Annotated in this window: 20 protein-coding genes; 7 read left to right on the top strand and 13 right to left on the bottom strand. The window is 71.9% G+C overall.

Annotated features, from left to right (window positions below; genetic code table 11):
* Positions 1 to 15: 15 nt before the first annotated feature.
* Entirely contained in the window at positions 16 to 456 is a 441-nt protein-coding gene (locus WH85_RS21495) for an SCP2 sterol-binding domain-containing protein (protein WP_045743725.1), read from the bottom strand.
* A 160-nt stretch (positions 457 to 616) separates the two neighbouring features.
* Here WH85_RS21495 and WH85_RS21490 point away from each other — a divergent pair, with 160 nt between their 5' ends.
* On the top strand, positions 617 to 1,414 hold the full coding sequence (locus tag WH85_RS21490; RefSeq protein ID WP_045743760.1) for a TIGR03084 family metal-binding protein: 798 nt from the start codon (positions 617 to 619) through the stop codon (positions 1,412 to 1,414).
* Here the strand turns inward: WH85_RS21490 and WH85_RS21485 are convergent.
* From WH85_RS21485 to WH85_RS21460, 6 genes are all read right to left on the bottom strand, one after another.
* Positions 1,404 to 2,642 (bottom strand): MFS transporter, encoded by a 1,239-nt coding sequence (locus tag WH85_RS21485; RefSeq protein WP_045743724.1) that lies wholly within the window; start codon positions 2,640 to 2,642, stop codon positions 1,404 to 1,406. The genes WH85_RS21490 and WH85_RS21485 overlap by 11 nt on opposite strands.
* Positions 2,632 to 3,885 carry a glycosyltransferase gene (locus tag WH85_RS21480; protein ID WP_045743723.1) on the bottom strand — a complete coding sequence of 418 codons (1,254 nt, stop codon included), beginning with the start codon at positions 3,883 to 3,885 and terminating at the stop codon, positions 2,632 to 2,634. The genes WH85_RS21485 and WH85_RS21480 overlap by 11 nt, the downstream gene beginning before the upstream one ends.
* A complete protein-coding gene (locus WH85_RS21475) occupies positions 3,882 to 4,604 on the bottom strand; it encodes a DUF899 domain-containing protein (RefSeq protein ID WP_211275413.1) in 723 nt (240 codons plus the stop codon). Before WH85_RS21475 ends, WH85_RS21480 begins: the two co-directional genes overlap by 4 nt.
* Before the next feature lie 197 nt (positions 4,605 to 4,801).
* The gene (locus tag WH85_RS21470; protein ID WP_045743721.1) at positions 4,802 to 6,253 is read right to left on the bottom strand and encodes an MFS transporter; all 1,452 of its coding nucleotides are present in this window, start codon (positions 6,251 to 6,253) and stop codon (positions 4,802 to 4,804) included.
* A 24-nt stretch (positions 6,254 to 6,277) separates the two neighbouring features.
* Positions 6,278 to 7,465, bottom strand: a complete 1,188-nt coding sequence (locus WH85_RS21465) for an acyl-CoA dehydrogenase family protein (RefSeq protein ID WP_045743720.1) — start codon at positions 7,463 to 7,465, stop codon at positions 6,278 to 6,280.
* A 27-nt stretch (positions 7,466 to 7,492) separates the two neighbouring features.
* On the bottom strand, positions 7,493 to 8,827 hold the full coding sequence (locus WH85_RS21460; RefSeq protein ID WP_045743719.1) for an FAD-dependent oxidoreductase: 1,335 nt from the start codon (positions 8,825 to 8,827) through the stop codon (positions 7,493 to 7,495).
* Between the two features lie 184 nt (positions 8,828 to 9,011).
* Here WH85_RS21460 and WH85_RS21455 point away from each other — a divergent pair, with 184 nt between their 5' ends.
* Entirely contained in the window at positions 9,012 to 9,350 is a 339-nt protein-coding gene (locus WH85_RS21455; protein WP_045743718.1) for a YciI family protein, read from the top strand.
* A gap of 28 nt (positions 9,351 to 9,378) precedes the next feature.
* On the opposite strand, the gene WH85_RS21450 is transcribed toward WH85_RS21455, so the two are convergent.
* Positions 9,379 to 10,602 carry an RNA polymerase sigma factor gene (locus tag WH85_RS21450; protein ID WP_045743759.1) on the bottom strand — a complete coding sequence of 408 codons (1,224 nt, stop codon included), beginning with the start codon at positions 10,600 to 10,602 and terminating at the stop codon, positions 9,379 to 9,381.
* A gap of 100 nt (positions 10,603 to 10,702) precedes the next feature.
* Between WH85_RS21450 and WH85_RS21445 the strand changes: the two genes are divergently transcribed.
* Positions 10,703 to 11,947: a cytochrome P450 family protein gene (locus tag WH85_RS21445; RefSeq protein ID WP_045743717.1), complete on the top strand. Its 1,245-nt coding sequence runs from the start codon at positions 10,703 to 10,705 to the stop codon at positions 11,945 to 11,947.
* A gap of 12 nt (positions 11,948 to 11,959) precedes the next feature.
* On the top strand, positions 11,960 to 13,120 hold the full coding sequence (locus WH85_RS21440; RefSeq protein WP_045743716.1) for an epoxide hydrolase family protein: 1,161 nt from the start codon (positions 11,960 to 11,962) through the stop codon (positions 13,118 to 13,120).
* 96 nt (positions 13,121 to 13,216) lie between these two features.
* Here WH85_RS21440 and WH85_RS21435 read toward each other — a convergent pair whose 3' ends face one another.
* Positions 13,217 to 14,185 carry an MDR family NADP-dependent oxidoreductase gene (locus tag WH85_RS21435; protein ID WP_045743715.1) on the bottom strand — a complete coding sequence of 323 codons (969 nt, stop codon included), beginning with the start codon at positions 14,183 to 14,185 and terminating at the stop codon, positions 13,217 to 13,219.
* Positions 14,186 to 14,281: 96 nt separating this feature from the next.
* The gene (locus WH85_RS21430; RefSeq protein WP_045743714.1) at positions 14,282 to 14,725 is read right to left on the bottom strand and encodes a GNAT family N-acetyltransferase; all 444 of its coding nucleotides are present in this window, start codon (positions 14,723 to 14,725) and stop codon (positions 14,282 to 14,284) included.
* Between the two features lie 125 nt (positions 14,726 to 14,850).
* Between WH85_RS21430 and WH85_RS21425 the strand changes: the two genes are divergently transcribed.
* Entirely contained in the window at positions 14,851 to 16,359 is a 1,509-nt protein-coding gene (locus tag WH85_RS21425; protein ID WP_045743713.1) for a Re/Si-specific NAD(P)(+) transhydrogenase subunit alpha, read from the top strand.
* Positions 16,359 to 17,798, top strand: a complete 1,440-nt coding sequence (gene pntB / locus WH85_RS21420) for a Re/Si-specific NAD(P)(+) transhydrogenase subunit beta (protein WP_211275411.1) — start codon at positions 16,359 to 16,361, stop codon at positions 17,796 to 17,798. The genes WH85_RS21425 and pntB overlap by 1 nt, the downstream gene beginning before the upstream one ends.
* A gap of 1,057 nt (positions 17,799 to 18,855) precedes the next feature.
* Here the strand turns inward: pntB and WH85_RS21415 are convergent.
* A complete protein-coding gene (locus WH85_RS21415; RefSeq protein ID WP_045743711.1) occupies positions 18,856 to 19,788 on the bottom strand; it encodes an ATP-binding protein in 933 nt (310 codons plus the stop codon).
* Between the two features lie 92 nt (positions 19,789 to 19,880).
* Between WH85_RS21415 and WH85_RS47200 the strand changes: the two genes are divergently transcribed.
* Positions 19,881 to 21,056, top strand: coding sequence for a hypothetical protein (locus WH85_RS47200; protein WP_052720613.1), 1,176 nt, complete (start codon positions 19,881 to 19,883; stop codon positions 21,054 to 21,056).
* Here WH85_RS47200 and WH85_RS21405 read toward each other — a convergent pair.
* The gene (locus tag WH85_RS21405) at positions 21,010 to 21,543 is read right to left on the bottom strand and encodes a hypothetical protein (protein WP_045743710.1); all 534 of its coding nucleotides are present in this window, start codon (positions 21,541 to 21,543) and stop codon (positions 21,010 to 21,012) included. The two genes, WH85_RS47200 and WH85_RS21405, sit on opposite strands and share 47 nt — an antisense overlap.
* An 11-nt stretch (positions 21,544 to 21,554) precedes the next feature.
* Positions 21,555 to 24,443, bottom strand: a complete 2,889-nt coding sequence (locus WH85_RS21400; protein ID WP_045743709.1) for a M36 family metallopeptidase — start codon at positions 24,441 to 24,443, stop codon at positions 21,555 to 21,557.
* Positions 24,444 to 24,591: the final 148 nt, after the last annotated feature.

Raw genomic sequence — 24,591 nt, 5'->3', positions numbered from 1 at the left:
CGTACCGGGGGCGGGTCAGGCCCGGGGCGTGTCGAAGAGCGTGGGGAAGGTACGGGTCAGTCCGAGGTCCCCGCGGGCCTTCAGCCGTCCCCGCAGGAACAGTGTCCACGCGGCGGCGGCCCCGGTGACCATCCGGACGAAGTTCACCGCGTCCAGGCGCAGGGTCAGCCGGGGCTCCCGGGAGGTGCCCGGCGCGGTGGTGCACCGGCCGTCCTCGATCACCACCTCGTAGACGTCGGCGCCACCCGCGCCGTCGGTCACGTGCCAGTGCACGACGGCCCGCAGGTCGCCGGCCCGGTCCGGCCGGAACACCTCCGGCATCCGGCGGAAGATCCCGTCCAGGATCGCTCCCCGCGACTCACCTCCCATCAGTTGTCCGAGATCCCTCTCGGAGGCCGCCCGGACCTGCCGGGCGAACGTCTGCGGGTCGTCGACGGGATCGGCCTCGATCGTCATGTCCCGCCCCCTTTCGTCAGAGCCTGACCCGATCCTCGGCATCGCCCGGTCCCGCGCCAACTCCGCACGTGCCCACCTGGCGGCAGCCACGGAGAAGACACCGGTCACCGGCACACCGATGCTCGAAGACGTCCCCGCACCCCGCCACCGGGAGGTTCCCATGTCCGTCGTCGCGGATCTGATCACCGAGTCAGACCGGTTCGACCGGTTGTTCACCGCCCCGGCGCTGGCCGGCTGGGAACGGCCGACACCGGCGCCCGGCTGGCAGGTCCGGCACCAGTACGCCCATCTGACCTCGGTGTTCCGTCTCGGCCGGCTGGCGGTGACCGATCCCGGGGCGTTCCGGGACACCGTCTCCCGGTACGGCCCGGACTTCGACGCCGTGGTGGAGGGACTGGTCGCCGAGATCGTGGACCGGTCGCCGGAGGTGCTGCTGTCCCAGTGGCGCACCGAACGGGCCGCGTCGCAGCAGGCGCTGGCGGCATCCGCACCGGACCGGCCGGTGCCGTGGCTGGCCCGGCCCCTGCCGGTGTCCCTGCTCGCGTCGGCGGCGCAGATGGAGTTGTTCGCCCACGGTCAGGACCTGGCCGACACGCTGGGCGTGGTCCGCGAGCCGACCGACCGGCTGCGGCACGTGGTGGCGTTCGCGATGACCAATCACGGGTACGGGTGGACGGTCCGCGACCGGACTCCCCCGGACGTCCCGTTCCGGTTCGAGCTGACCGCGCCGTCCGGTGCGGTGTGGACGTACGGGCCGGCCGGTGCCGACCAGCGCGTCACCGGCCCGGTGCAGGACTTCTGCCTGCTGGTGACCCGCCGCCGGCACCGTGACGACGTGGCGCTGACCGTGACCGGGGAGATCGCCGGCGAGTGGCTGACCGTCGCGCAGGCGTACCGGGGCGGCACCGGCGCCGGCCGCCGCCCCGGACAGTTCGCCGGCCCGCGGGTCAGCCGGTGACCGCGGCGGGCCGGTCGACCGACCGCATCACCCCGGCCAGGAGCACCGCCGCCAGCATGAACGGGATCAGCCCGGCGAACGTCCAGCTCAGCCCGAACGCCTGACCGAGCCAGCCGACCGCCGCCGGTCCCATCAGGATCCCGGCGTACGTGAAGGTGGTGATCCGGGAGACGAAGGTGGCCGCCCCCGCGCCCTCCCCGCCGGCCTGCCCCGCCGCGCTGAAGATCAGCGGTACCAGCACCGAGGTCCCGTAGCCGAGGACCGCGAACCCGGCGAGAGCGGGTGCCGGGGAATCCCCGACCAGCACGATCCCGAAGCCCAGCGCGGCGATCGACGCGTACGCCCGGAACACCGCGGTCCGGCCGAACCGTTCGGTGAGCCGGTCACCGGTGAGCCGGCCGAGGGTCTGGAACAGGGTGAACGCGCCGTACCCGAACGCGGCCACGGCCAGGCTCGCCCCGCGGTCCTCGTGCAGGAAGACCCCACTCCAACTGATCACCGCCGCCTCGCAGAGCATCAGCACCAGACCGATGGCCCCGAACACCGCCACGGTCCGGGTCCAGCCGGTCCGCCAGCCGGGCCGGGCCGGGCCGCCGCCGTCGCCGGACGCCGGTGCGGCCCGGTCGGCCGAGGCCGGCAGCAGCCACAGTGTCAGCGGCAGACCGGCGGCGAACAGCACCACCGCCACCCACAGCATGTGGTCGAACACGGGGATACCGGCCCGGATGACCGCCGCCCCGAGCAGCGACGACAGGATCGCGCTGATGCTCCACGCGGCGTGACATCCGTTGAGGATCGGTCGTCCGCGGCGTTTCTCCACGGCGACCGCGTGCGCGTTCATCGCCACGTCGAGGGTGCCGTGCACGCCGCCGGCCACCGCCACCGCGACCGCCAGTTGCCGGGCGTCGCCGGCCACACCGATGCCGGCCAGCGCGAACGGCAGCGCGGCGAGGGTGACCCGGACGACGTTGCGGCTGCCGAACCGGGCCACCAGCGGGCCGACGCTCTGCATCGACCCGAGCGCCGCCACGCCGTAGCAGGTCAGCACCACGCCGAGAGTCGTCTCGCCGAGTCCGAGGGAGGCTTTCAGTGACGGGATCCGCACCAGGTACGTGGAGATCAGCAGACCGTTCACGAAGAACACCAGGGTGATCGCCCACCGGGCCCGGTCGACGGTCCGCCGGTCGGCGTCCACGGTGGGGACCGCCGCCACCTCGCTATCGGTCATGGGCCTTCTCCACGTTCGTCTCCAGTCCGGGCGCCGTGCGCACGTCCCGGCCGATCCGGTTCGCCTCGGCCCGCAGCTCGGCGGACCAGCGGGCCCACAGCCCGGACAGCCGCGAGGTGATCAGCACGACGTCGGCCGAGTGACCGGCCAGTTCGGTGCTCAGGCCGAGCGCGTACAGCACCGGGTGCCGGCCGGACTCCCGGGCCTTCGCCACGTGTTCCGGATCGAACTCGACCAGGGTGGTCGTCTCGGGGAGCCCGTCCGGGATGTCGCCGCCCGCGCCGAACACCACCAGGCGGGTGCCGGGCGGCAGGTCCCGTACCGCCTCGGTCAGCTCGGCGGCCACCCCGAGGTCCTCCGCCTCGGCCTGCCACTCGAGCAGGTCGGCGTAGTCGGCCTCCCAGCTCCAGAGCAGGTGGCGCAGGGTCAGGGCGTACCCGATCTCGATCACCGGCTCACGGTGCAGGTCGAGGAACCGGGCCAGTTGCCGGGCGAGCTGCTCCCGCAGGTCGAAGAGGTCCCGCGGGTGCGGGACGTCGACCACCCACGCCTCGGCCGAGAAGTGGAACCCGACCCCGTGGCGGAACAGTTTGAACGCGAGCTCCAGGTCCTCGGCGCCCCACTCGACGAAACTCTCGGCGAAACCGCCGACCGCGTGGAAGTCCTCGGTGCGGACCGAGCAGTTCAGCGTGAAGAAGAGCTGCCACGGGGCGAGCCGCCGGGAGAAGTCGAAGTCGATCTCCTTGAGCAGGCCGTGCCGGATGTCGCGGAACCGGGGGTCGGTCGCGTACTTCGCCACCGTCGCGACCGGCCCGAGCCGGCGCACCTCGGGCAGCAGCCAGGACATGTCCAGTTCGGGGTTGTAGCCGTAGGCGTACCCGACGACCGCGCGCGGCTCGCTGAGATCGCCGTGGGCGGCGACGTGGGCGGCCAGGAAGTCCGGGCCGAACAGCGGTCCGGTGTCCAGGAAGACCAGGATCGGCGCGGTGGCCAGGCGGGCGCCGGCGTTGCGGGCGGCGGCGACCCGGTTCCCGTCGTCCTCCTGGTAGGTGTACCGCAGGTCGAGACGGCCGGTGAACTCCTCCACCACCTGCCGGGTGTGGTCGGACGAGCCGTCGTCGGAGACGATCACCTCGAACCGGTCCACCGGCAGGCTCTGCCGGGTCAGGTGATCGAGGGCGTCCCGGAGGAGTTCGGCCCGGTCGTAGGTCGGGATGACGACGGCGACCTCCGGCGCGCTCATCGCTGTCCCTCGCGGTACTTGTCGTGGTGGCGCAGCCAGCCGCCCTTCTCCTCCAGCCGGGGACGGCCCTGCGGGGTGAAGGCGAGGTAGTTGTCGATGCCGTGCAGCAGTGCCGTGCCGTCACCGTAGGTCGAGTAGGTGTGATAGACCGCGTCGTCGCGCCGGAGGAAGACGCTGAGCCCGGCCTGCTCGCCCTGGGTCATCCAGTCCAGGCCGGCGTCGATCAGCTCGTCCTTGGTCCGGTACAGGTACTCCACCGCAGCGATGGTCTCGTCCTGGGTGGTGTGGAAGTCGTAGTTGAACCGGCTGCCGTACGACGAGTACCACGGCACGGTCCAGCCCATCCGCTCCTGGAACGCCTCGATCCGCGGGTAGGGCGCGCGGGAGACGACCGCGATCGTGGTGTCCCGGGCGTGCAGGTGTGACAGGTCGCCCAGGTTGTCGATCAGGTACGAGCAGAACTTGCAGCCGGCGTCCCAGGACGGGTCGAACATGAAGTGGTACACGATCAGTTGGCCGCGGCCCTCGAACAGCTCGGGCAGCGTGGCCTTGCCGGTGCGGCCCTCGAACACGTACTCCTGATCGATCTCCACCATCGGCAGGGACCGCCGCTGCTCCTCCAGCTCGGCGAGAGCCCGGGCCGAGGCGTCCTCCCGCGCCAGCAGTTCGCGGCGTGCGGTCAGCCATTGCTCCCGGCTCACGATCCGCGGCGACTCGATGTGCGGTGCACTCATCGTCAACTCCTCGATCCTTGCGGCCGCCCATGTCCGCGACGGCCTTTCATGGACACGTCGGTGCGGAAGATCCGTGGGCGACATTCCACGGCGAGAAATCTCTTCCGGGGTACGGGGTGACAGCACCGGGCCACGACCGCATCCCTCGGTCGTGGCCCGGTACCCATCGGGGGAGATGGGGGTCAGGTCGTCTGCGGGACTCCTTCGACCGGCTCCAGGTCACCGCCGGCCGGCGCCGGTGACACCGCCCGGCGCGGCAGGATCACACTGGAGACCAGGGTGATCACCGCCACCACGGCCAGCACGAGGAACCCGGCCTGGAAGCCCTCGGCGAGGTCCGGCACCGCCTCCGAACCCGCGGTCACGGAGACCGCCACGGTGGTGACGACCGCCGTGCCGATCGCACCACCGATCTGGAACGCCGCCGCGTTCATCCCGGAGGCCAGGCCGGACTCCGGCTCGGCGACCCCGGTGAGCGCCACGATCGACGCGGTGGTGTTGCCCATTCCCAGGCCCAGGCCGAAGACCGCCAACGGCACCATGATGTGTGCCAGGAACGTGGCGTCCACCGGCATCCGGGCCAGCAGCAGGCAGGCGGCGCCCAGGGCGATCGCCGCGGCCGCCGCGACCACCTTGAAGCCGCGCCGGTTCACCAGCGCCTGCCCCACGTACGCCCCGGCCACCGCCACGATCGGCATGACCGAGCTGGCCAGACCGGACTCGAAGGCCGAGTAGCCGAGCACCTGCTGGGTGAAGAGCGAGATCATCACGCCCTCGCCCCAGGCGATCATCGCGACCAGGGCCATCAGCAGGTTGCCGGTGGTGACCGTCCGCATGGCCAGCATCCGCAGCGGCACCAGCGGCGCCGCCGACCGGGACTCGGCCAGGACGAAGAGGGCGACCAGCAGCACCGCCAGGCCGAGCAGTCCCAGGGTCTGCACGTCCGCCCAGCCGACGGCCGGGGCGTTGACCACCGCGTAGATCAGGGCGACCAGCGCGCCGGTGATCGTCGCCGCCCCGGCCACGTCGAGGGTCCGGTCCCGCCGCTGGTCCCGGCTCTCCCGCAGCACGAACGGGGTGGCCAGCAGCACGCCGAGCACCACCGGCACGTTCACCAGGAACACCCACTGCCAGCCCAGTACGGTGGTCAGGCCGCCGCCGACGAACAGGCCGACCACCGCGCCCACCCCGCCGACCGCCGACCAGGCGGCGATCGCCCGGTTGCGTTCCCGGCCCTCCGGGAAGGTGTTCATCAGGATGGACAGGGCGCTCGGCACCATCAGGGCCGACGACAGGCCGTGCAGCGCGCGGGCCGCGATCAGCACCTGCCCCTCCCAGGCCAGGCCGGAGATGATCGAGGTGACGGTGAACCCGGCCACCCCGATCATGAACATCCGCCGCCGGCCGAGCAGGTCGGCGAGCCGCCCGCCGAACAGCAGCAGGCCACCGAAGGCGATGGCGTTGGCGGTCAACACCCACTGCACCTGCGCCGGAGGCAGGCCGAGACCGTCCTGGATCGACGGCAGCGCCAGGATGACGATCTGGGAGTCGAGAATCATCATGAAACTCGCGAGGCACAGCAGCACTAGTGCCGCCGTCCGGCTCGGAGGTCTGCGGGTGACGGTGTCGGCCATCGTGGTTCCTCCCCGTGGCAGGAGTCAGAGATACATGGTGTTGGGCTCGAGTCCGCACAGGACCCGGCCGTAGAGCTCGTAGTTGGTGTTCGGGTGCATCAGGGCGTGCAGGTTGAGCGTCTGGATGTCCCGGGCGGCGCGCTGGATCGGCACCGTCTCGTAGATCGAGGAACCGCCGCTGGCCGTGGTCAGCACGTCGACCGACTCCTTGGCGAGCTGGAAGACCCGGCCAAGCGCGGCCCGGGCGCCGACCCGGTCGAGCAGCGTCCACGGCTCACCGGTCGTCGCACGCTCGTCGACCTTCGCGGCGAGGCGGGCGGCGTGGAACTCCGCCTCCTCGGCCTTCAGCGTGGCCTCGGCGAGTTGAAGGTGGGTGATCGGCGCGTCCCGCTGGGCGGCGTAGTCGGTGTAGGTGATCTTGCGGGTGGGCATCCGCTCCAGGAAGTTCTCCCGGGCCGCGTACGCCAGGCCGACCGCGGTGCCGGCGAACGACACACAGCCGGTGGCGATCATCGGCGCCTGGAACACCGGCGAGGCGGCGTTGGCGGCGGAGGCGTACTGCCCCTGCAGGATGGCCGGCATCGGCAGGACCCGGTCGGCGGGCACGAACACCTCGCGGGCCACGGTGGCCACACTGCCGGTGCCACGGAGCCCGGCGGTGAACCAGTCGTCCACGATCTCCAGCTCGGACAGCGGGATCAGGGCCATCACCGGCCACTGGGCGGCGCCGTCCGGTGTGGGTGCCATGGCGAGCACCAGTTGCCAGGCGCTGTGCCGGGCACCGCTGATGAACTGCCAACGGCCGTCCACCACGATCCCGCCGGACGCCGGCACCGCCGTCGCGGTCGGGCTGAGCACGCCGCACACCCGGGTGTCCGGGTCGGCGAAGACCTCGTCCTGCACGTGGTCGGGGAAGAGACCGGCCAGCCAGGCGCAGATCGACCACACCGAGGTCAGCCAGGCGGCCGACCCGTCACCCCGGCCGACCTCGACGACCGTCCGCAGCAGCGTCGTGGCGTCCACCTCCAGGCCGCCGTATCGGGTGGCCACCCGCATCCGGTAGATCCCGGCGTCGCCGAGCGCGGCCAGGACCTCGTCGTGCAGGCGGCGGTTCTGCTCGCCCCAGAGGGCGTGCTCGCGCAACAGCGGAACCGTGGCGGTGGCCCGCCGTACCGGGTCCAGGCGGGTGCCGGTCGAGGTGGTCGAGGTCATGGTTCTCTCCTCCGGGTCGGAACGGGGTCAGCGGTGCCGGGACGGCCGCAGCACCCGCGACATCAGCGGCAGGTTCATCAGGGCGGCGGGCGGGTCGACCAGGCCGGCGACCCGCATGAAGGCGCGCGACACCTCGGCGTCCCGGGTCGCGGCGGCCTGCAGCCGGGGCATGATCGTGTTGCCCATCCGGACCTTCAGCGTCCGGCGGCCCCGGACGCCGGGGAAGCCGAGGTCACCACCGGCCGACATGTCCCAGGGCGCGTCGATCGCGGCGGCCAGGTCACGGAAGTACGCGCGGGACGGCGCACCCGGGCCCCGGCGCAGGTGGTCGCGCAGCACGATGGCACCGATCCCGGCGACCGTCATGCCCTGCGCGTAGATCGGGTTGAAGACGCAGGCCGCGTCACCGAGGGCGAGCAGGCCCTCCGGCAACCGCGACATCCGCTCGTAGCGGCGGCGGACACTGGCCGGGAAGTGGAAGGCGACCGGGGTACCCAGCGGTTCGGCGTCCCGGACCGCTGCGTGGACGGACGGCACCGGCAGGGTCCGCGCGTACTCCAGGAAGCCGGAGTAGTCGGTGGGCGCCTTGTCGCCGAGCAGGCCGTTGAGCGACAGCGAGTACCGGTCGGGCAGCCGGGCGAGCGTGGCGCCCCGCGGACTACCCGGGGTGGCGACCGCGATGACCGCTATCCCGTCCCCGATCGGGTCCGCGGGCAACGGCGCGGCGAAGTCGCAGCTCGTGTAGGTCAGGTCCACCTTGACCTGCTCCTCCTCGACCTGCGGGAAGCCCATCTCCCGCAGCCATCGCGGGACCCGGGTGCCCCGGCCGGTGGCGTCCACCACCAGGTCGGCGTCCAGCCACCGGGCCTCTTGCGAGCCGTCGTGCGCCTGGACCTGAACACCGCGGATGCGGTCGCCGGACGGCGTCCCGCGCAACCGGACCACGTCGGTGCCCTCCAGGAAGGTCACCTCGGGCAGGAGCGCCACCCGGTCGCGCATCTCCGACTCCAGGCGCCACCGCCCGGCCGAGACGCACACCAGGTCGGTGTCCACCTTCCGGATCGGCCGGCCGGCGAAGTGCCAGCCCAGGCTGGTCCCGAAGTCGCGGACCGGCACGCCCGCCGCGGCCAGTTCCTTGGTGAAGCCGGGGAACAGCTCCTCGAGGATCTGCTGGCCCCGGGCCAGCAGGCCGTGGATGTGCCGGCCCTGCGGAACCGCGCGGCGCGGGCCGTCCGTGCCGAGCAGCACGTCCCGGTCGACGATCGTCACCCGGTGGTAGTGGTCGGCCAGGACCCGGGCGGCGAACAGGCCCGCGATGCTCCCGCCCAGCACCACCGCCCGATCACCGATGCGCTCGCTCATGTGGCCTCCCCGGACTAGTGCCGTCAGGGAAGAGCCTGGCTACGGGCGGCGGTGCACCGCATCTTCGAGATTGCTCTCGATCACCGGACGGATCCACCCGTCCGTGCACAGCGGACGGTCACGGGGACTGATACGTTGCTAGCGGTCCTGCGGTGGCCGGAAGGCCGGGCTCGGAAGGCTGACGATGAAGTTCCTGCTGATGGTCCACGTCGACGAGTCCCTCACGATGGGTCCCGAGGAGACCGCGGAGCACCTGGCCGCGGTCGGCGCCTGGGTCGGCGGCCTGGAGAGCCGGGGTGCCCGCCTGACCGGCGGCCGGCTGCGCCCCTCCGGCGAGGGCAGCACGGTGCAGGTCCGTGACGACAAGCTGCTCGTCTCCGACGGTCCGTACGCGGAGACCAAGGAGCAGATGGGCGGCTTCGACATCATCGACTGCTCCGGTGCCGCCGAGGCCACCGAGATCGCCGCCGGGCATCCCGGCGCGCGGTACGGCACTGTCGAGATCCGCCCGCTCTGGGAGTGACCGGGACGATCCCCCGCCGGGACCCGCACTATCGCAGACGGCCCGCGCGTTCCCGCAGGTAACGCCGTTCGGCCTCGCCGGGCGCCCGGTTCGCGGCGTTGGTGTACGCGTCCGCCGCGGCACCGTGGTCGCCGGCCATCTCCAGCATGTGCGCCCGGGCCGACTCCAGACGGTGCGAACCGGCCAGCCGGTCGTCCGCCTCCAGGCTGCCGAGCAGGCCCAGCGCCGCCCGTGGACCGTGCACCATCGCCACCGCGACCGCCCGGTTCAGCGCCACCACCGGACTCGGTGAGATCCGCTGGAGGATGTCGTAGAGGCCGAGGATCTGCGGCCAGTCGGTGTCCGCGGACCGGTCCGCCTCGGCGTGCACCGCCGCGATCGCCGCCTGCACCTGGTAGGGGCCGGCCGTGCCGGCCGCCAGCGCCCCGGTGATCAGCGCGGTCCCCTCGGCGACGGCCACCCGGTCCCAGCGGGTCCGGTCCTGTTCGTCGAGGGGCACCGGGACGCCGTCGTCGCGGGTCCGTGCCGGGCTGCGGGCCTCGGTCAGCAGCATCAGGGCCAGCAGGCCGTCGGTCTCCGGGTCGCCGGGGCGCAACCGGCGCAGATCACGGGTGAGGCGGATCGCCTCCCGGGTCAGGTCGGTCCGGACCAGGTCCGGGCCGGTGCCGGTGGCGTACCCCTCGTTGAAGATCAGGTAGAGCACGTGCCGGACCACCCGCAGACGGGCCGGCAGGTCCTCGGGCGCGGGCGGGCGGAACGGCTCACCACTCGCCCGGAGGCGCTGCTTGGCCCGGCTGATCCGCTGTTTCATAGTCGCCTCGGGGGTGAGGAAGGCGCGGGCCACCTCGGTGGTGGTCAGGCCGCCGACCGCACGCAGGGTCAGCGCCGCCTGGGACAGGGCCGGCAGGGACGGATGGCAGCAGAGCAGCAGCAGGGTCAGGGTGTCGTCGCGGTCCGGTGCGCCGTCCGGGTCCGGTGCGGACTGTCGCATCGCCATCGTGGTGGCCTCCCGGCGGCGCCGGGCCACGTCGCTGCGGACCTGGTCGGTGAGCCGCCGGGCCGCCACGGTGAACAGCCAGGCGCGGGGGTTGTCCGGCACCCCGCCGGAACGCCACTGCACCGCGGCGGCCAGCAGCGCCTCCTGGACGGCGTCCTCGCAGGCGTCGAACGAGCCGTACCGGCGCATCAGCATCGCCAGCACGTCCGGCACCAGTCCGCGTAACAGATCGTCGAACGGGGGGTCCGTCGTCATGGGCACCATCATCGCAATCTCGAAGAATCATGGTCCATGGTCACGGGCTTAGCGTGAGGTCGATCCAGCGGGACCGGGTAATCACGAAAGGCGACGTTCCATGGCTCAGGCACAGTGTCCCCACCTCCTCGACACCCAGGGAACCGACACCCACGCGGAGACCACGCTCCTGCGGGAGCAGGGTCCGATCGCCCTGGTCGAACTGCCCGGCGGCGTCACCGCCTGGTCGGTGCACGACTACGAGCTCGCCAAGGAGATCCTGCTCGACGAGCGGTTCTCGAAGAATCCGCGGCGGAGCTGGCCGGCGTACATCAACGGGGAGATCCCCCGCGACTGGCCGATGATCAGTTGGGCGGCGATGGACAACATGGCCACCCACGACGGGGCGGACCACGCGCGGTTGCGCCGGCTGCTGCTCAAGGCGTTCACCACCAGCCGGGTCGAGGGCATGGCCCCGCGGATCCGCCAGATCGTCGACGACCTGCTCGACGACATCGGGCGTACGCCGAGCGGCGAGGTCGTCGATCTCAAACAGCGGTACTGCCAGGCGCTGCCGGCCCGGCTGATGTGCGAGCTGTTCGGCGTACCGCCCGAGGCGCAGGAGGACGTGCTGCGCGGCGGGCACGTCAACGTGGACACCCGGCTCACCCCGGAACAGGCCGAGGCCAACATCGACCAGTGGGAGAAGGCCATCGCCGACCTGGTCGCCTACAAGCACGAGCATCCGGCGGACGACCTCACCAGCGCGCTGATCGCCGCCCAGGAGGAGGACGGCTCGAAGCTGAGCGACTCGGAGCTGATCGGCACGCTGCACCTGATGCTCGGTGCCGGTTCGGAAACCATGGTCAACTCCCTGAACTACGCGATCATCGCGGTGCTCGCCGACCCCGGTCTGCGGACCCGGCTGGACAGCGGCGAGATCTCGTGGGAGGACGTCATGGAGGAGACGCTGCGGGTCGAGTGCCCCGTCGCGCACCTGCCGTTCCGGTTCGCCACCGAGGACTTCACGATCGGCGGCGTCACCGTGCGCCAGGGGGACCCGGTACTGATCGACTACGCCGGCATCGGCCGCGACCCGCGCCTGCACGGCGACACCGCGGACGTGTTCGACGCCGCACGCCCGGACAAGACCCACCTGACCTTCGGCCACGGGGTGCACTACTGCCTGGGTGTCCGGCTGGCCAAGGTGGCCACCCTGATCATGCTGCCGGCGCTGTTCGCACGGTACCCGGACGTCCGGCTCAGCGTCCCGCGGGAGAAACTCGAACCGCAGGGCAGCTTCGTCATGAACGGCCGCAAGGACTGCCCCGTCCACCTCGACGGCAAGGTGCCGGCCACCGCCTGACGAGGAGGAGACGTGCAACCGTTCCGTATCGACATCCCCCAGGACCAGCTCGACGACCTGCACCGGCGGCTCGCGGCGACCCGGTGGCCGGCGGAGATCCCGGGCACCGGCTGGGAGCGCGGCGTGCCCCTGGGCTACCTGCGGGAACTGGCCGCCTACTGGCAGGACGGGTACGACTGGCGTGCCGCCGAGGCACGTCTCAACGAGCACCCGCAGTTCGTCACCGAGATCGACGGCGCGCGGGTGCACTTCCTGCACGTCCGCTCCCCCGAACCGGACGCCACCCCGCTGATCGTCACGCACGGCTGGCCGGGGTCGATCGCCGAGTTCCTGCCGGTGATCGGGCCGCTGACCGACCCGCGGGCGCACGGCGGCGACCCGGCGGACGCGTTCCACCTGGTGATCCCGTCGGTGCCCGGCTTCGGGCTGTCCGGACCGGTCACCGAGACCGGATGGGACATCACCCGGATCGCCCGGGCCTGGGCGGAGCTGATGGGCCGCCTCGGCTACCGCCGCTACCTCGCCCAGGGCGGTGACATCGGCGCCTGGATCAGCCTCACCCTGGCCGGGGTGGACCCCGCCGGCGTCCGCGGCGCCCACGTCAACTTCCTGGTCACCGCGCCGCCGTCGGACCCGGCCGCGATGCGGGACCTGGACGCGACCGATCAGGGGCGTCTGCGGCGGCTCGCGTCGTTCCTGGACGACGGCGCCGGCTACATGAAACTGCAGGCCACCCGGCCGCAGACCATCGCGTACGCGCTCACCGACTCGCCGGTCGGCCAGCTCGCCTGGATCGTGGAGAAGTTCCGGGAGTGGGCCGACGCGCCGAAGGTGCCCGAAGACGCGGTGGACCGTGACCTGCTGCTCACCGACGTGATGCTGTACTGGCTGACCGCGACCGCCGGATCGTCCGCGCACCTGTACTTCGAGGTGGCCGACATCCTGCCGACCGCCGCCACCCCGCCGCCCGAACAGCCGCCGCTCCCCGTCCCGCTGGGCGTGGCGGTGTACCCGCACGACTCGGCGCATCCGATCCGGTCGTGGGCGGACCGGGCCTTCCCGAACATCGTGCGATGGACCGAGTTCGACCGGGGCGGTCACTTCGCCGCCCTCGAGGAACCCGACCTGTACGTCGACGACCTGCGCGCGTTCCACCGCCTGCTGCCCCCGTGAGCGCTCTCCCCGTACCCTCGAGGTCCTCTGACGAACGCACGGACGCGGCGCCCCGGCAATCAGCCGGGGCGCCGCGCTCGCCGGGCCGCCCGGCGCTCAGAAGCGCAGCAGCACCTTGCCCAGGTAGGCGCCGTCGAGCTGCGCCCGCGTCGCGGCGATGATGTTCTCCAGGCCGTCGATGATCGTCTCGTGCAGCACCACCGCACCGCCGGCGACCAGCGCCGGGAACTCCCGGTCGAACGCCGGGAGCAGGTCCGGGTGGTCGTCGGTGGTGAAACCCTGCAGGGTGAGCCGCTTGGCGATCACCATCTGCATGTTCCGGATGCCGTAGGTCTCGCCGGTGAGCTGCTGCTCGGTCCCGCCGTTGAGCAGGATCCGGCCGTGCGGACGCATCGCGTCGATCGCCGCCTCCAGTTGACGGCCGCCCACGTTGTCGTAGTAGACGTCGACGCCGCCGAGGTCCGGCCAGCCGTCGTGATAGTCGAACGCCTCGTCGAAGCCCAGGGTCTCGACCGCGAACGCGACCTTGGCGGCCGAGCCGACACTGCCGATCACCCGGCCCGCGCCCCCGATCCGGGCGAGCTGGCCGGCCACGCTGCCGACCGCACCGGCGGCACTGCTCACCACCACGGTGTCACCCGGGTCGATCCGGGTCTGCCGCAGGCCGACGTAGGCGACCACCGCCGAGCTGAGATGGTGCGACACCGACGGGTACGCGTCCGCGTCCACCTTGCGGAAGGTGGACGCGGGTGCGACCGCGAACTCGCGCCAGGCCAGCCGGTGCAGCACCACGTCACCGGGGCGCAGAGCCGGATCCCGCGACGACTCCACCTCACCGAGGGCGTGGCCCCACATCACCTCGCCGACCGGGAAGTCCGGGACCAGGCCGTCGAGCGGCCGCATCCGCAGGAGCAGCCCCGGGTCGACGGCCATGTAGAGGTTACGGACCAGCACCTCCCCCGGCCCGGGATCCGGTACCTCCACCTTCTCCAGGGCCACCTCACCGGGTACCGGCCGGGTGCCCGGCGGGTGGGAGAGCAGACGCATCTGACGGCTGACGGGCATCCCGTCTTCCCTTCGCCGAACGGACAGATATCGATCATCGTGGCCGGTCCGGGCAGGGGAAGTCTTATCGCAGGATGCTCTCTCCGCGCCGGCCGGTCAGTCCGGGGTCGGACCGCGGCGCACCGGGAGGGCGAACGCGGTCATGCCCTGTTCCGCATGCTCGATCAGGCCCTGGGCGCGGTAGAACGGGTGCGAGCGTTGCGCGTCCTCGGTGCCGGCCGCGTCGGTGGAGAGGACGAAGAAGCGGCAGTGGGCGTACCGCCTCTTCAGCTCCTCCATCAGGAGACGGCCCACGCCGCGGCGCTGCATGTCCGGGTGGATGAGCAGGTCCTGGACGTAGCAGACGGTGGCGTCGTCGGAGACCGTGCGGGCCAGGCCGGCCAGCCGGCCGTCATCGTCGCGGGCCGTCAGCAGGACGTGTGCGCCGGCCAGGCCGCGGAGCAGCGCGTCCGGGTCGTTGACGTACCCGTGCCAGCCGACGGCACCGTAGAGTTCCAGGGTTTCGTCCCGGGACAGGCCGTCCTCCGCCGTGATCCGCATGGCCGGTCAGCCTACCGCCGGATCGCGCCCCGGGCCGGTCCTCCTCGCCGCGCGGGCCGGTGGACCCTGGGATTCCGGGACCCGAACACTTAATGTCACCTTTACCGGCGAGGGGAGTCACATTGATGGTCATCGGAGTACCGCGCGACCCGCATCCGGCGGAGCGGCGTGTCGCGGCCACCCCCACGACCGTCGGCGAGCTGGTGAAACTCGGCTACCAGGTGGTGGTGGAGACCGGCGCCGGTGAGGCCTCCGCGTTCACCGACGACACCTACGCGGGTGCCGGGGCGAGCATCGGCGACCCGTACGCCGCGGACGTGCTGCTGACCATCAACCCGCCGGACCTCGACCGGCTCGCCGCGGGCACCACCCTGATCGGCATGCTCAACCCGCGGCTCGACCCCGGATTCGTCGACGAACTGGCCGCCCGGCCGATCACCGCGCTGTCGATGGACGCGGTGCCGCGGATCTCCCGGGCCCAGTCGCTGGACGTGCTGTCGTCGATGGCGAACATCGCCGGCTACCGCGCGGTGGTCGAGGCGGCGCACGCGTTCGGCCGGTTCTTCACCGGGCAGGTGACCGCCGCGGGCAAGGTGCCGCCGGCGAAGGTGCTGGTGGCGGGCGCCGGGGTGGCCGGGCTGGCGGCGATCGGCGCGGCCGGGTCGCTGGGCGCGATCGTCCGGGCCACCGACCCCCGCCCGGAGGTCGCCGACCAGGTCAGGTCGCTGGGCGGCGAATACCTGGCGGTGGAGGCGGACGACGTGGAGGTGTCGTCGACCGGGTACGCCAAGGAGATGTCCGGTGACTACACCGAACGGGCCGCCCGGCTGTACGCGGCACAGGCGAGCGAGGTGGACATCGTGATCACCACCGCGCTGATCCCCGGCCGGCCGGCACCCCGGCTGATCACCGCGCCGATGGTGGCGTCGATGCGGCCCGGCAGCGTGATCGTCGACATGGCCGCGGCGAACGGCGGCAACGTGGAGGGCACCGTCCCGGGCGAGGTGGTGACCACCGCGAACGGCGTGACGATCATCGGGTACACCGACCTGCCGGGCCGGCTGCCCGCACAGGCCTCCCAGCTGTACGGCACCAACCTGGTCAACCTGATGAGACTGCTGACCCCGGGACGGGACGGGCGGCTGGTGCTGGACTTCGACGACGTGGTCCAGCGGTCGGTGACCGTGGTCCGCGACGGCGAGCTGACGTGGCCGCCTCCTCCCGTGCCGGTGTCGGCGTCACCCGTACCCGCGAAACAGATCCCGCCCCCCGCCAAGCCGGAACCGAAACCGGCACGCCGACCGATACTGATCGGGGCCGGCGCAGCCGTCGTGTTCCTGCTCGCCGCGCTGGCGCCGACCGCCCTGCGCGGGCACCTCACCGTCTTCGCCCTGGCCGTGGTGATCGGCTACTACGTGATCGGCAAGGTGCATCACGCGCTGCACACGCCACTGATGTCGGTCACCAACGCGATCTCCGGGATCATCGTGGTCGGCGCCCTGCTCCAGATCGGCCACGGCGGTGGCCCGGTCACCGCTCTCGCGGTCGCCGCCACACTGCTGGCCTCGATCAACGTCTTCGGCGGTTTCGCCGTGACCCGCCGCATGCTCGCCATGTTCTCCAGGAGCCGATGATGACCGTCGAGACCGCGGCGCAGGGTGCCTACATCGTCGCCGCCCTGCTGTTCATCCTGGCCCTGGCCGGGCTGTCCCGGCACGAGACCGCCCGGTCGGGCAACGCGCTGGGCATCGCCGGCATGGCGGTGGCCCTGATCGCCACGATCGCGCTGGCCGTCACCCGGGACATCGGCACGACCGGCCTGGGACTGCTGGTGGCCGCCACCCTGATCGGCGCGGCGATCGGCCTGCACCGGGCCGCCCGGGTGGAGATGACCGGCATGCCGGAACTGATCGCCCTGCTGCACAGTTTCGTCGGCCTGGCCGCCGTACTGGTCGGCTGGAACGGGTACCTGCACGTGGAAGGCGATCCGGACGGCACCGAGGCGGCGTTGCTGGCGGGCCGGGACATGCTGGGCATCCACGGCGCCGAGGTGGTGATCGGCGTGTTCATCGGCGCGGTCACGTTCACCGGTTCGATCGTGGCGTTCCTCAAGCTGTCCGGGCGGGTGAGATCGAGTCCCCTGATGCTGCCCGGCAAGAACGCGCTGAACATCGGCGCGCTGGTGGTGTTCGTGGCGCTGACCGCATGGTTCGTGGTGGCGCCGAGCCTGTGGCCACTGGTCGCGGCGACGGTGGTGGCGCTGGCGCTGGGCTGGCACCTGGTCGCGTCGATCGGCGGCGGCGACATGCCGGTCGTGGTGTCGATGCTGAACAGCTACTCCGGGTGGGCCGCGGCCGCCGCCGGATTCCTGCTCGAGAACGACCTGCTGATCGTGACCGGGGCACTGGTCGGGTCGTCCGGCGCCTACCTGTCGTTCATCATGTGCAAGGCGATGAACCGCTCCTTCCTGTCGGTGATCGCCGGTGGCTTCGGCATCGAGGCCGGGCCCGGCGGCAGCGAGGACCACGGCGAACACCGCGAGATCACCGCCTCCGGCGTCGCGGACCTTCTGCTCACCGCCGAGTCGGTCATCATCACGCCGGGGTACGGGATGGCGGTCGCCCAGGCGCAACACGGGGTCGCGGCGCTGACGTCGCTGCTCCGCGAGCGCGGGGTGACCGTACGGTTCGGCATCCACCCGGTGGCCGGCCGTCTGCCCGGTCACATGAACGTGCTGCTGGCCGAGGCGCACGTGCCGTACGACATCGTGCTCGAACTCGACGAGATCAACGACGACTTCGCCGGCACGTCGGTGGTGCTGGTGATCGGCGCGAACGACACGGTGAACCCGGCGGCGCTGGACGATCCGTCGTCGCCGATCGCGGGGATGCCGGTGCTGACGGTGTGGGAGGCCGGCGAGGTGATCGTCTTCAAGCGGTCGATGGCGGCGGGGTACGCGGGGGTGCAGAATCCGCTCTTCTTCCGCGAGAACACCGCGATGCTGTTCGGCGACGCGAAGGAGCGGGTGGACGACATCCTGCGTGAGGTCTCCGCAACGGCCCCCGCGTCCTGACCCGCCGCACAGGGCGGTCGCCGCACAGGGCGGTCGCCGCACAGGGCGGTCGCCGCACCCGATCGCGGCTCGGGCAGGGCGCGCCAGGTGCACCCGATCTGGGGTTCGGGTGCACCGGCCGCTCCTCGAGGCGGTGCCCGCACCCGGTCGCGCCTCGGGTGCACTCACCCTCCCACAAAGGGCAGCCCCCGCACCCGAACCCTAGATCGGGTGCACCCAACCTCCCACCAACGGCAGCCCGCGCACCCAAAGCACGACCAGGCGCAGTCACCACCCCGCCCGCGGCGCGACCGGGTGCATTCGCCGCCCCTCGAGACGGTGCCCGCACCCAGTCGCGCCTTGGGTGCACTCACCCTCCCGCAAAGGCCGGCCACCGCACCCGAACCCTAGATCGGGTGCACCCAACCTCCCACCAACGGCAGCCCGCGCACCCGATCCGCCACCGGGGACGGGCACCACCCCGAGCGACGGCCACCGCACCCAAACACCGACCGGGTGCAACCACCCGCCCATAAACGACGTCGGCGCACCCGGGTCCCGGATCGGGTGCGCCCGACCTCCCGCTGACGGCGGTCGGCGCACCCAGAACGCGAACGGGTGCGGGTTCCGCCCTGAAGGGCGGTTGGAGCACCCGAAACTCGGGCCGGGTGCAAGCACCACCCCGAAGGGCAGCAGGCGCACCCACAACACGAGCCGGGTGCAAGCAACCACCCCGAAGGGCAGCAGGCGCACCCACAACACGAGCCGGGTGCAAGCACCACCCCGAAGGGCAGCAGGCGCACCCACAACACGAGCCGGGTGCAAGCACCACCCCGAAGGGCAGCAGGCGCACCCACAACACGAGCCGGGTGCACTTGCCCTCCCGTCGACGGGTGCCGGTGCGCCCGGAGCACGGATCGGCTGCGGAGTTGCCCGCGACAAGACGGGATCGACCGCGTCAAGGCAGGGTTAACCGCGACAAGGCGGGATCGACCGCGCAAGACGTAATTGCCCCGACAAGACGTGATTGCCCGTGATAAGGCCGGATTGCCCGCGATAAGGTGGGATTGACGGTGGGTCAGGCGGTGGCTGGGGCCAGCTGCGTGGTCACGTCACCGTGGGTGGCCTTCACCCAGGTCTTCGTGGCCAGCTTCAGGTGCAGCTCACGCAGGCGTGCCTCGCGCCGGGAGTGTGGGACCGGACGGACCCGGGACGCGATCAGTCGCAGCGGGGTGGCGTCGTCCAGGTCGGTGGGGCTCGGGGCGCGACCGGACTGGCGGGCCCGGCGTAGGCCCGTCTGCAGTGTCAGCGCGGTCAGCGGGTCGGTGCCGAGTTCCCGGCGCAGGTAGTCGCGGTCCGCCTCGTCGGTGACCTTGTTGCCGACGAGCAGGAGCAGGTCGTCGACGCCCGCCGCTACGGCCAGTTCACGGTAGCGCCGGGCGACCGTCACCGATTCCGGGGTCGGTTCGACCACTACGGCGATCGCGTCGAACTGGGCGTGCAGCGAGTTCGCGAATGCGTCGGTGCCGGCCACCATGTCGCAGACCACCCAGTCGCCGTCGGCGGGGTTCAGGTGGGAGAGCAGGTTCTCCAGGATCGCCAGGTGCCCGTGGTAGCAGCCGTTGCCGATGTTCTCTGCCTCGTAGGTGCCGACGTGCATGACGTGTGTCGCCGGGTCGAGGGCCACCGCGTGCCCGGTGAGGACTGGGTCGGCCGGGTCCAGGGTGACCAGGTGGGATCCCGGGCCGGGTGGGGTGGTCGCCACGAACCGGTCCGGGCCGCCGATCAGTGTGTTGTCGCCGAGCAGGTGCCGGCGGACGGCGGCGGCGTTGTCCGGGTGGGACAGGGCGGCGCCGGACTCGGCGGTCACCCCGAGCAGTGGTGCCAGGTGCACGTTGACGTCGGCGTCGACGGCCAGGACGCGGTGTCCGGCGGCACGCAGGTGTCCGACGAAGAGGGCGGCCAGGGTGCTCTTCCCACTGCCACCCTTGCCAGTGAAAGCGATTTTCATTATCGAGAAATTAGCGGTGCCGGACACCTCATGCAAGCGGAACCCGCCGAACTACTCCCTTCTCACTCCCCGACTTGCGCGATGATGGGCAGGTGGAGATCGAGGCGGTCCGGGTGGGCGAGTTCACGCTGCCGAATGACTTCGCCAGAGCAGGCGTCGCGGGCCCACTCAGCCCGGCACCACCGGGGCGGGTGCTGGTCAGCGTTCGCAACGCCGGCGAGCTGGTGGTGTTCGACGTCGACCGGGACAACGAGCCGGTAGCCCGGTTCGCCCAGCCCTGGCCCGGCTCCCGCAACGGGTCGGCGGTGGTCGGGCCGGACCTGAACGTCGCCGTGTTCAGCGGGATGACGGCGGTCCGCGCGGTGGACCGTGACGGCCGGATCCGGTGGGAATACCGGCACGCCTGCTGGGGCTGCTCGAAGATGCACGAGACACCGCTCGTGCCGCTCGACGACGACCTGCACCGGTGGGCCAGCAGCGGCTCGGTGGCCTTCGGCAGCGACGGCCGGACCCTGTGGGCGCACGTCCCGAAAGCCGACTCCGGCGAGGTGCCGACGGGCGAGGTGTCGACGGGCGGACTGGGCGAGGTGTCGACGGGCGAACTGTGGGTGGTCCTGGACGCGGAGGAGGGCACCGTCCTCGCCCAGGCCGAACTCGCGACCGCCACCGAGGGCTCCCACCACGTCGGGCACCGCGACCCGGCCACGATGGGACTGGGCGTGGGCGAGGGCCAGGACGGGTCGCCCGCCCTGTGGGGCACGCTCCGCGACGGAAAGCTGCACGTCGACCGGGTCACCGGCGACGAACGGGTGATGCTCGGCGCGTTCGACGACCGGTTCCTGAGCGTCGGCCACGCCCGCAACGAGGAGTTCGCCGTCCAGCGGATCAGCGACCACGCCGTGGTCGGCACGTTCTTCGCGGACCGGATGCCCGGCAACGGCCCGCGCAGCGCCTGGGACATGACCGACCTGACCGTGGCCGCCGACGGCCGCCTGGTGATGAGCACCAGCGACAAGGGCCACGGCGACGCCAACGTACAGCACTGGCTGGTCGACGTCCGCCGGGTCGAGGTGATCGGCTCGATCCGCTACCCGGCGGACGCCACCACCACCGAGACGGACGGCCCGCCGCCGGACCCGGCCGAGGGCGCGGCCGCGGCACCACCGCCGATCACCCTGGGCGACGGCACCTGGCTGACCCGCGGTGCCGACCGGCGCCGTCTCACTCGCTGGACGACGGGAGACCTACCGGAGGCGGCACCGCAGTGACCACCGCGGCACCCTCGAAGCCACCGGACGACAGGAGATCTGCCGACGGCGACGGGATGACCGTCACGGTGTCCTCCAGGCCGTTGCACTCCAGCAGGAGACCGTCGCGGACCAGCCAGAACACCGGCATCCCGTCGATCAGGAGCGCCGGCAGGTGGTCGAGCAGCAGCGTCGCGGTCACCCGGGCCACCGGCCCGATCCGGGTGCCCCAGATGACGAGCACGTCGCCGCGGCCGGCCCGAAGGAAACCCTCGACAGTCTGACCGGTGTCCGCCCCGGCCACCCCGGTCCAGTCGATGGAGGCGTCCCGGTTCCGGGGGAACCGGTCCACGGTCACCCGGCCGGCCTGGCGACTCCGCTCCTCGTCGAACAGCGTGACGCCGGGCCGGCCCACCCGGTGGAGCAGGCGGGCCGACCCGGCTGGAGCTCGGGCGACCATGACCATCCAGTGCGGCAGGCCCGCCGCGTGGTCCTCGGGATCGGTCACGGTCGCCGAGGTTACCGGGTGAACGCCTGGAACTCCGCGATGCGCACGTTCTGCGCCTGCGGGCTGGCGGTGGCGCAGTCGGTGCCGGCGCGCGGGTCGGCGTCCTGCTCACCGGCGTAGTCGGGTGCGCCGGTGCACTGGTTGGTGACCACCTCGACGCGCAGGTGGGTCGCGGTGACGTCCGGGATGTCGAACGATGTGATCAGCAGTTCGGGGGCGCGCGGCCGGGGTGCGACCGACGGGAACGCGTCCCGCCTACTGGTGTAGACGGTCCGGAAGCTCGCCGCGTCGCCACAGGTCACGGTGGCCGTCGCGGTGCAGGCCAGGACCTTGAACTGGCGCAGCGCCGAGAAGCGGTTCTGCGTGCCCACGTCCGGGTCCCCGGTGGTGATCGCCGGGCGTAGCAGGGCGCTGACCTGGACCCGGCGGACGCGCTGCGCCTCGCCGGCCAGGTCGACGGTGACCTGCTTGCCGGCCACGGCACTGCCCAACGACGCCCAGTTGGTGGCCTCGTCGTCGTCGATCAGCCGGGCCAGGTTGATGCCGTCGCCGGTGGCGGTGGCGCCGGAGGTGGCCGAGGCCAGGTTGCGGGGCAGCCGAACGGTCAGGGTCGTGGTCTTACCGGCCTTGACCGCGGTGGCGGCGACGCGGGCGTGGCCGTACCCGGGGGCCTGCACCAGGAAGGTGTACTTGCCGGGCACCAGGCTGACCCGGTCGGCCAGGGTGGTCGCCGGGTCGGTGTCGGCCACCGGGACCGCGCGGGCCTGGTAGTCGCCGACGAACAGTTTGGCGCCGGTGACCGGCTTGCCGGTCTCGTCGACCGGGCGCAGCGTGACCGTCGCCTCGCGGGCGTGCGGCGAGGTGAACCCGGGTGCCGGGTTGGCGTCGCCGGCGCCGTTGCTGGCAGCCGTCTCACCGAGGCCGCGTTTGGCGAACGCGTTCCAGAGGATGTCCTGGTTCTTTCCGCCGAAGCGGACCCGGTCGGCGGCGAGCAGCGCGTCGCGGGCGTCCACCTGGCTGTTGGCGCTGGTGGCCATCAGCAGGAACGAGTCGAACACCAGCTGGATCCAGCGGCGGTTGCCGGGGCACTTGGTGACCGGCGTCTTCCCTTCGGCGCAGGACTTCTGCAGCTTGGCGTTGCCGGCGCCGTACCGTTTCACGAACGCGCTGCGGATGTCGTAGTTGGTGGCGCTCCACAGTTCCCCGGAGGCGTGCACCTGCAGCCCGACGAAGTCGTAGTCGACGTGGCTGTAGTTGAGCGGGCTGCGGGTCATGTTGAAGTTGCGGATGCCCGCGTTCGGGTCGCCGGTCACGTACTGGCCGACGGTGAACGCGTTGGCGCCCTTCGGCAGGTAGCCGTACTCGGACAGGTATTCCACGGCGAGCAGGTCGGACCAGCTCTCGCTCATGCCCTGCGGCGAGCTGAGGCCGGCGTCCGGTCCGGCGATCATGCGGTTGGTGATCGCGTGGGTGTACTCGTGGGCGATCACGGACATGTCGTAGTCGCCGTCCACGCAGGGCGCGTAGAAGGCACCGGCGATCGGCTGCCACAGGTACATGTTGGTGGTGGTGGGCTGGCCGTCCGGCGGGGTGATCTGGTTGGCGTTGTTGCGTGCCTCGAATCCGGGCGGGCCGCCGCTGATCCCGCCGGCCTGCGCGTTGCCCTGCTCGTAGTCGCCGTCGAGCCCGGCGGCGGCGCCGTTCTCCTGCTGCATGTTCCAGGTCGCCTCGGTGAAGCCCAGGCCGTAGGACCAGTCGTGCATCCGGTTGTGCATGGCGAACAGGTTGGCCCGGGCCGCGTCGATGTCGTTGCGCTCCGGCGAGTCGAAGACCGCGGGGTTGCAGCTCTCCTCGTGCCACTGGTTGGCCCACGGATACCGGTAGTCGCGGGTCGGGCTGGGCGTGGCGGTCTCGGTGCCCACACTGTACGGGTCGTTCGACGTCCAGTTGTGCACCGTGATCGCGTTGTTGCCGCGGGTGGTGAACGTGGGTGTGCCGGTGGCCGGGTCGACGTCCCAGGTGGTGCCGCCCCAGGTCACCCGGGTGTCGCGGGACGAGTAGTCCACGGGCGGCGAGTGCGGGAAGACGTCCCACTGCGGGTTGTCCGTCTCGGCGTCCACGATGCTCTCGCTGACCAGCACCGCGCCGTCGCGGGCGTCGACGTGTGTGGTCCACGCTTCGGGGGCGTCGCCGGTCAGGCCGGCGCCGAAGGTGACCTGCCACGCGGCGCGGGGGCCGGCGGCGGTCGGCACGGCGACCAGTTTGGTGCCCAGCACGGTGGGGTCCACGACACCGTGATGGGCGGCTGCCAGGCGCTGGGCGTCGGCCGCGGTGAGGGTGGCCGGTGCGGGCGTCGAGGCGTCGCGGGCCAGCGAGGAGCTCACGTACCACACCTGGCCGTCGCGGACGCCGACCGATAGCAGGCCGTCGGTGCCGGCGACGAGGTCGCCGAAGCGCTGCCGGAAGACGACCGCGGCGCCTTCGCCGAGCGGGGCGCTGGTCAGTAGTTCGAGGGAGTCGGCGGCGGCCGCGGTCAGGCCGAGGACGTCGAGGTGGCCGGCCACGTACGCCTCGGCGGCGGCGACCGGTTCGGCGGGCAGTCCGGTGGCCAGCGGCTCGGTGCGGGCGGTCAGTGTGGCGGGTGTGCCGAGGGTGTTCCACCGGGTCGTCGCCCCGGATGCGGTGGCGCTGCGGCGCTGGAGTGCGGTGGGGGCGAGTTCGCCCCGGCGGTTGTCCTCGATCCGGCCGTGGTCGTGGTCGCCCTGGGAGCCGGTGGCGGCGGGTCCCGGTGCGGTGAGCGGGGCCGGGGCCGCCGAACTCTCGGCGCCGGCGCTGATGACGATGACGGCCGCGACGATCGCGGCGGTGGATGCTGCCGTGGCACCCGAAGGTGTGCGCACGGGACCTCCTCTGTGGACGGCGTTAGCGGTCTCCGCCATCCGATCGCACGGGTGCGCACCGGCACATGGGCCGAACATCCAGAATCGAGATCAGTGAATCAAATCATTCCTTGACGTCGTTGTATTGATTTCCGTAACGTTGCCGTCG

This window comes from Actinoplanes rectilineatus (assembly GCF_000962825.1).
In the GTDB taxonomy this organism is placed as follows: Bacteria; Actinomycetota; Actinomycetes; order Mycobacteriales; family Micromonosporaceae; genus Actinoplanes; species Actinoplanes rectilineatus.
This window is presented reverse-complemented; position numbering and strand designations above follow the sequence as displayed.

Excerpts from the sequence above, each read along its gene's own strand:
- WH85_RS21430 (WP_045743714.1), bottom strand. The coding sequence starts at position 14,725 with ATGCGGATCACGGCGGAGGACGGCCTGTCCCGGGACGAAACCCTGGAA.
- WH85_RS21490 (WP_045743760.1), top strand. The coding sequence starts at position 617 with ATGTCCGTCGTCGCGGATCTGATCACCGAGTCAGACCGGTTCGACCGG.
- WH85_RS21435 (WP_045743715.1), bottom strand. The coding sequence starts at position 14,185 with ATGCCCGTCAGCCGTCAGATGCGTCTGCTCTCCCACCCGCCGGGCACC.
- WH85_RS21450 (WP_045743759.1), bottom strand. The coding sequence starts at position 10,602 with ATGACGACGGACCCCCCGTTCGACGATCTGTTACGCGGACTGGTGCCG.
- WH85_RS21485 (WP_045743724.1), bottom strand. The coding sequence starts at position 2,642 with ATGACCGATAGCGAGGTGGCGGCGGTCCCCACCGTGGACGCCGACCGG.
- pntB (WP_211275411.1), top strand. The coding sequence starts at position 16,359 with ATGACCGTCGAGACCGCGGCGCAGGGTGCCTACATCGTCGCCGCCCTG.
- WH85_RS21495 (WP_045743725.1), bottom strand. The coding sequence starts at position 456 with ATGACGATCGAGGCCGATCCCGTCGACGACCCGCAGACGTTCGCCCGG.
- WH85_RS21470 (WP_045743721.1), bottom strand. The coding sequence starts at position 6,253 with ATGGCCGACACCGTCACCCGCAGACCTCCGAGCCGGACGGCGGCACTA.
- WH85_RS21445 (WP_045743717.1), top strand. The coding sequence starts at position 10,703 with ATGGCTCAGGCACAGTGTCCCCACCTCCTCGACACCCAGGGAACCGAC.
- WH85_RS21480 (WP_045743723.1), bottom strand. The coding sequence starts at position 3,885 with ATGAGCGCGCCGGAGGTCGCCGTCGTCATCCCGACCTACGACCGGGCC.
- WH85_RS21465 (WP_045743720.1), bottom strand. The coding sequence starts at position 7,465 with ATGACCTCGACCACCTCGACCGGCACCCGCCTGGACCCGGTACGGCGG.
- WH85_RS21460 (WP_045743719.1), bottom strand. The coding sequence starts at position 8,827 with ATGAGCGAGCGCATCGGTGATCGGGCGGTGGTGCTGGGCGGGAGCATC.
- WH85_RS21455 (WP_045743718.1), top strand. The coding sequence starts at position 9,012 with ATGAAGTTCCTGCTGATGGTCCACGTCGACGAGTCCCTCACGATGGGT.
- WH85_RS21415 (WP_045743711.1), bottom strand. The coding sequence starts at position 19,788 with ATGAAAATCGCTTTCACTGGCAAGGGTGGCAGTGGGAAGAGCACCCTG.
- WH85_RS21425 (WP_045743713.1), top strand. The coding sequence starts at position 14,851 with ATGGTCATCGGAGTACCGCGCGACCCGCATCCGGCGGAGCGGCGTGTC.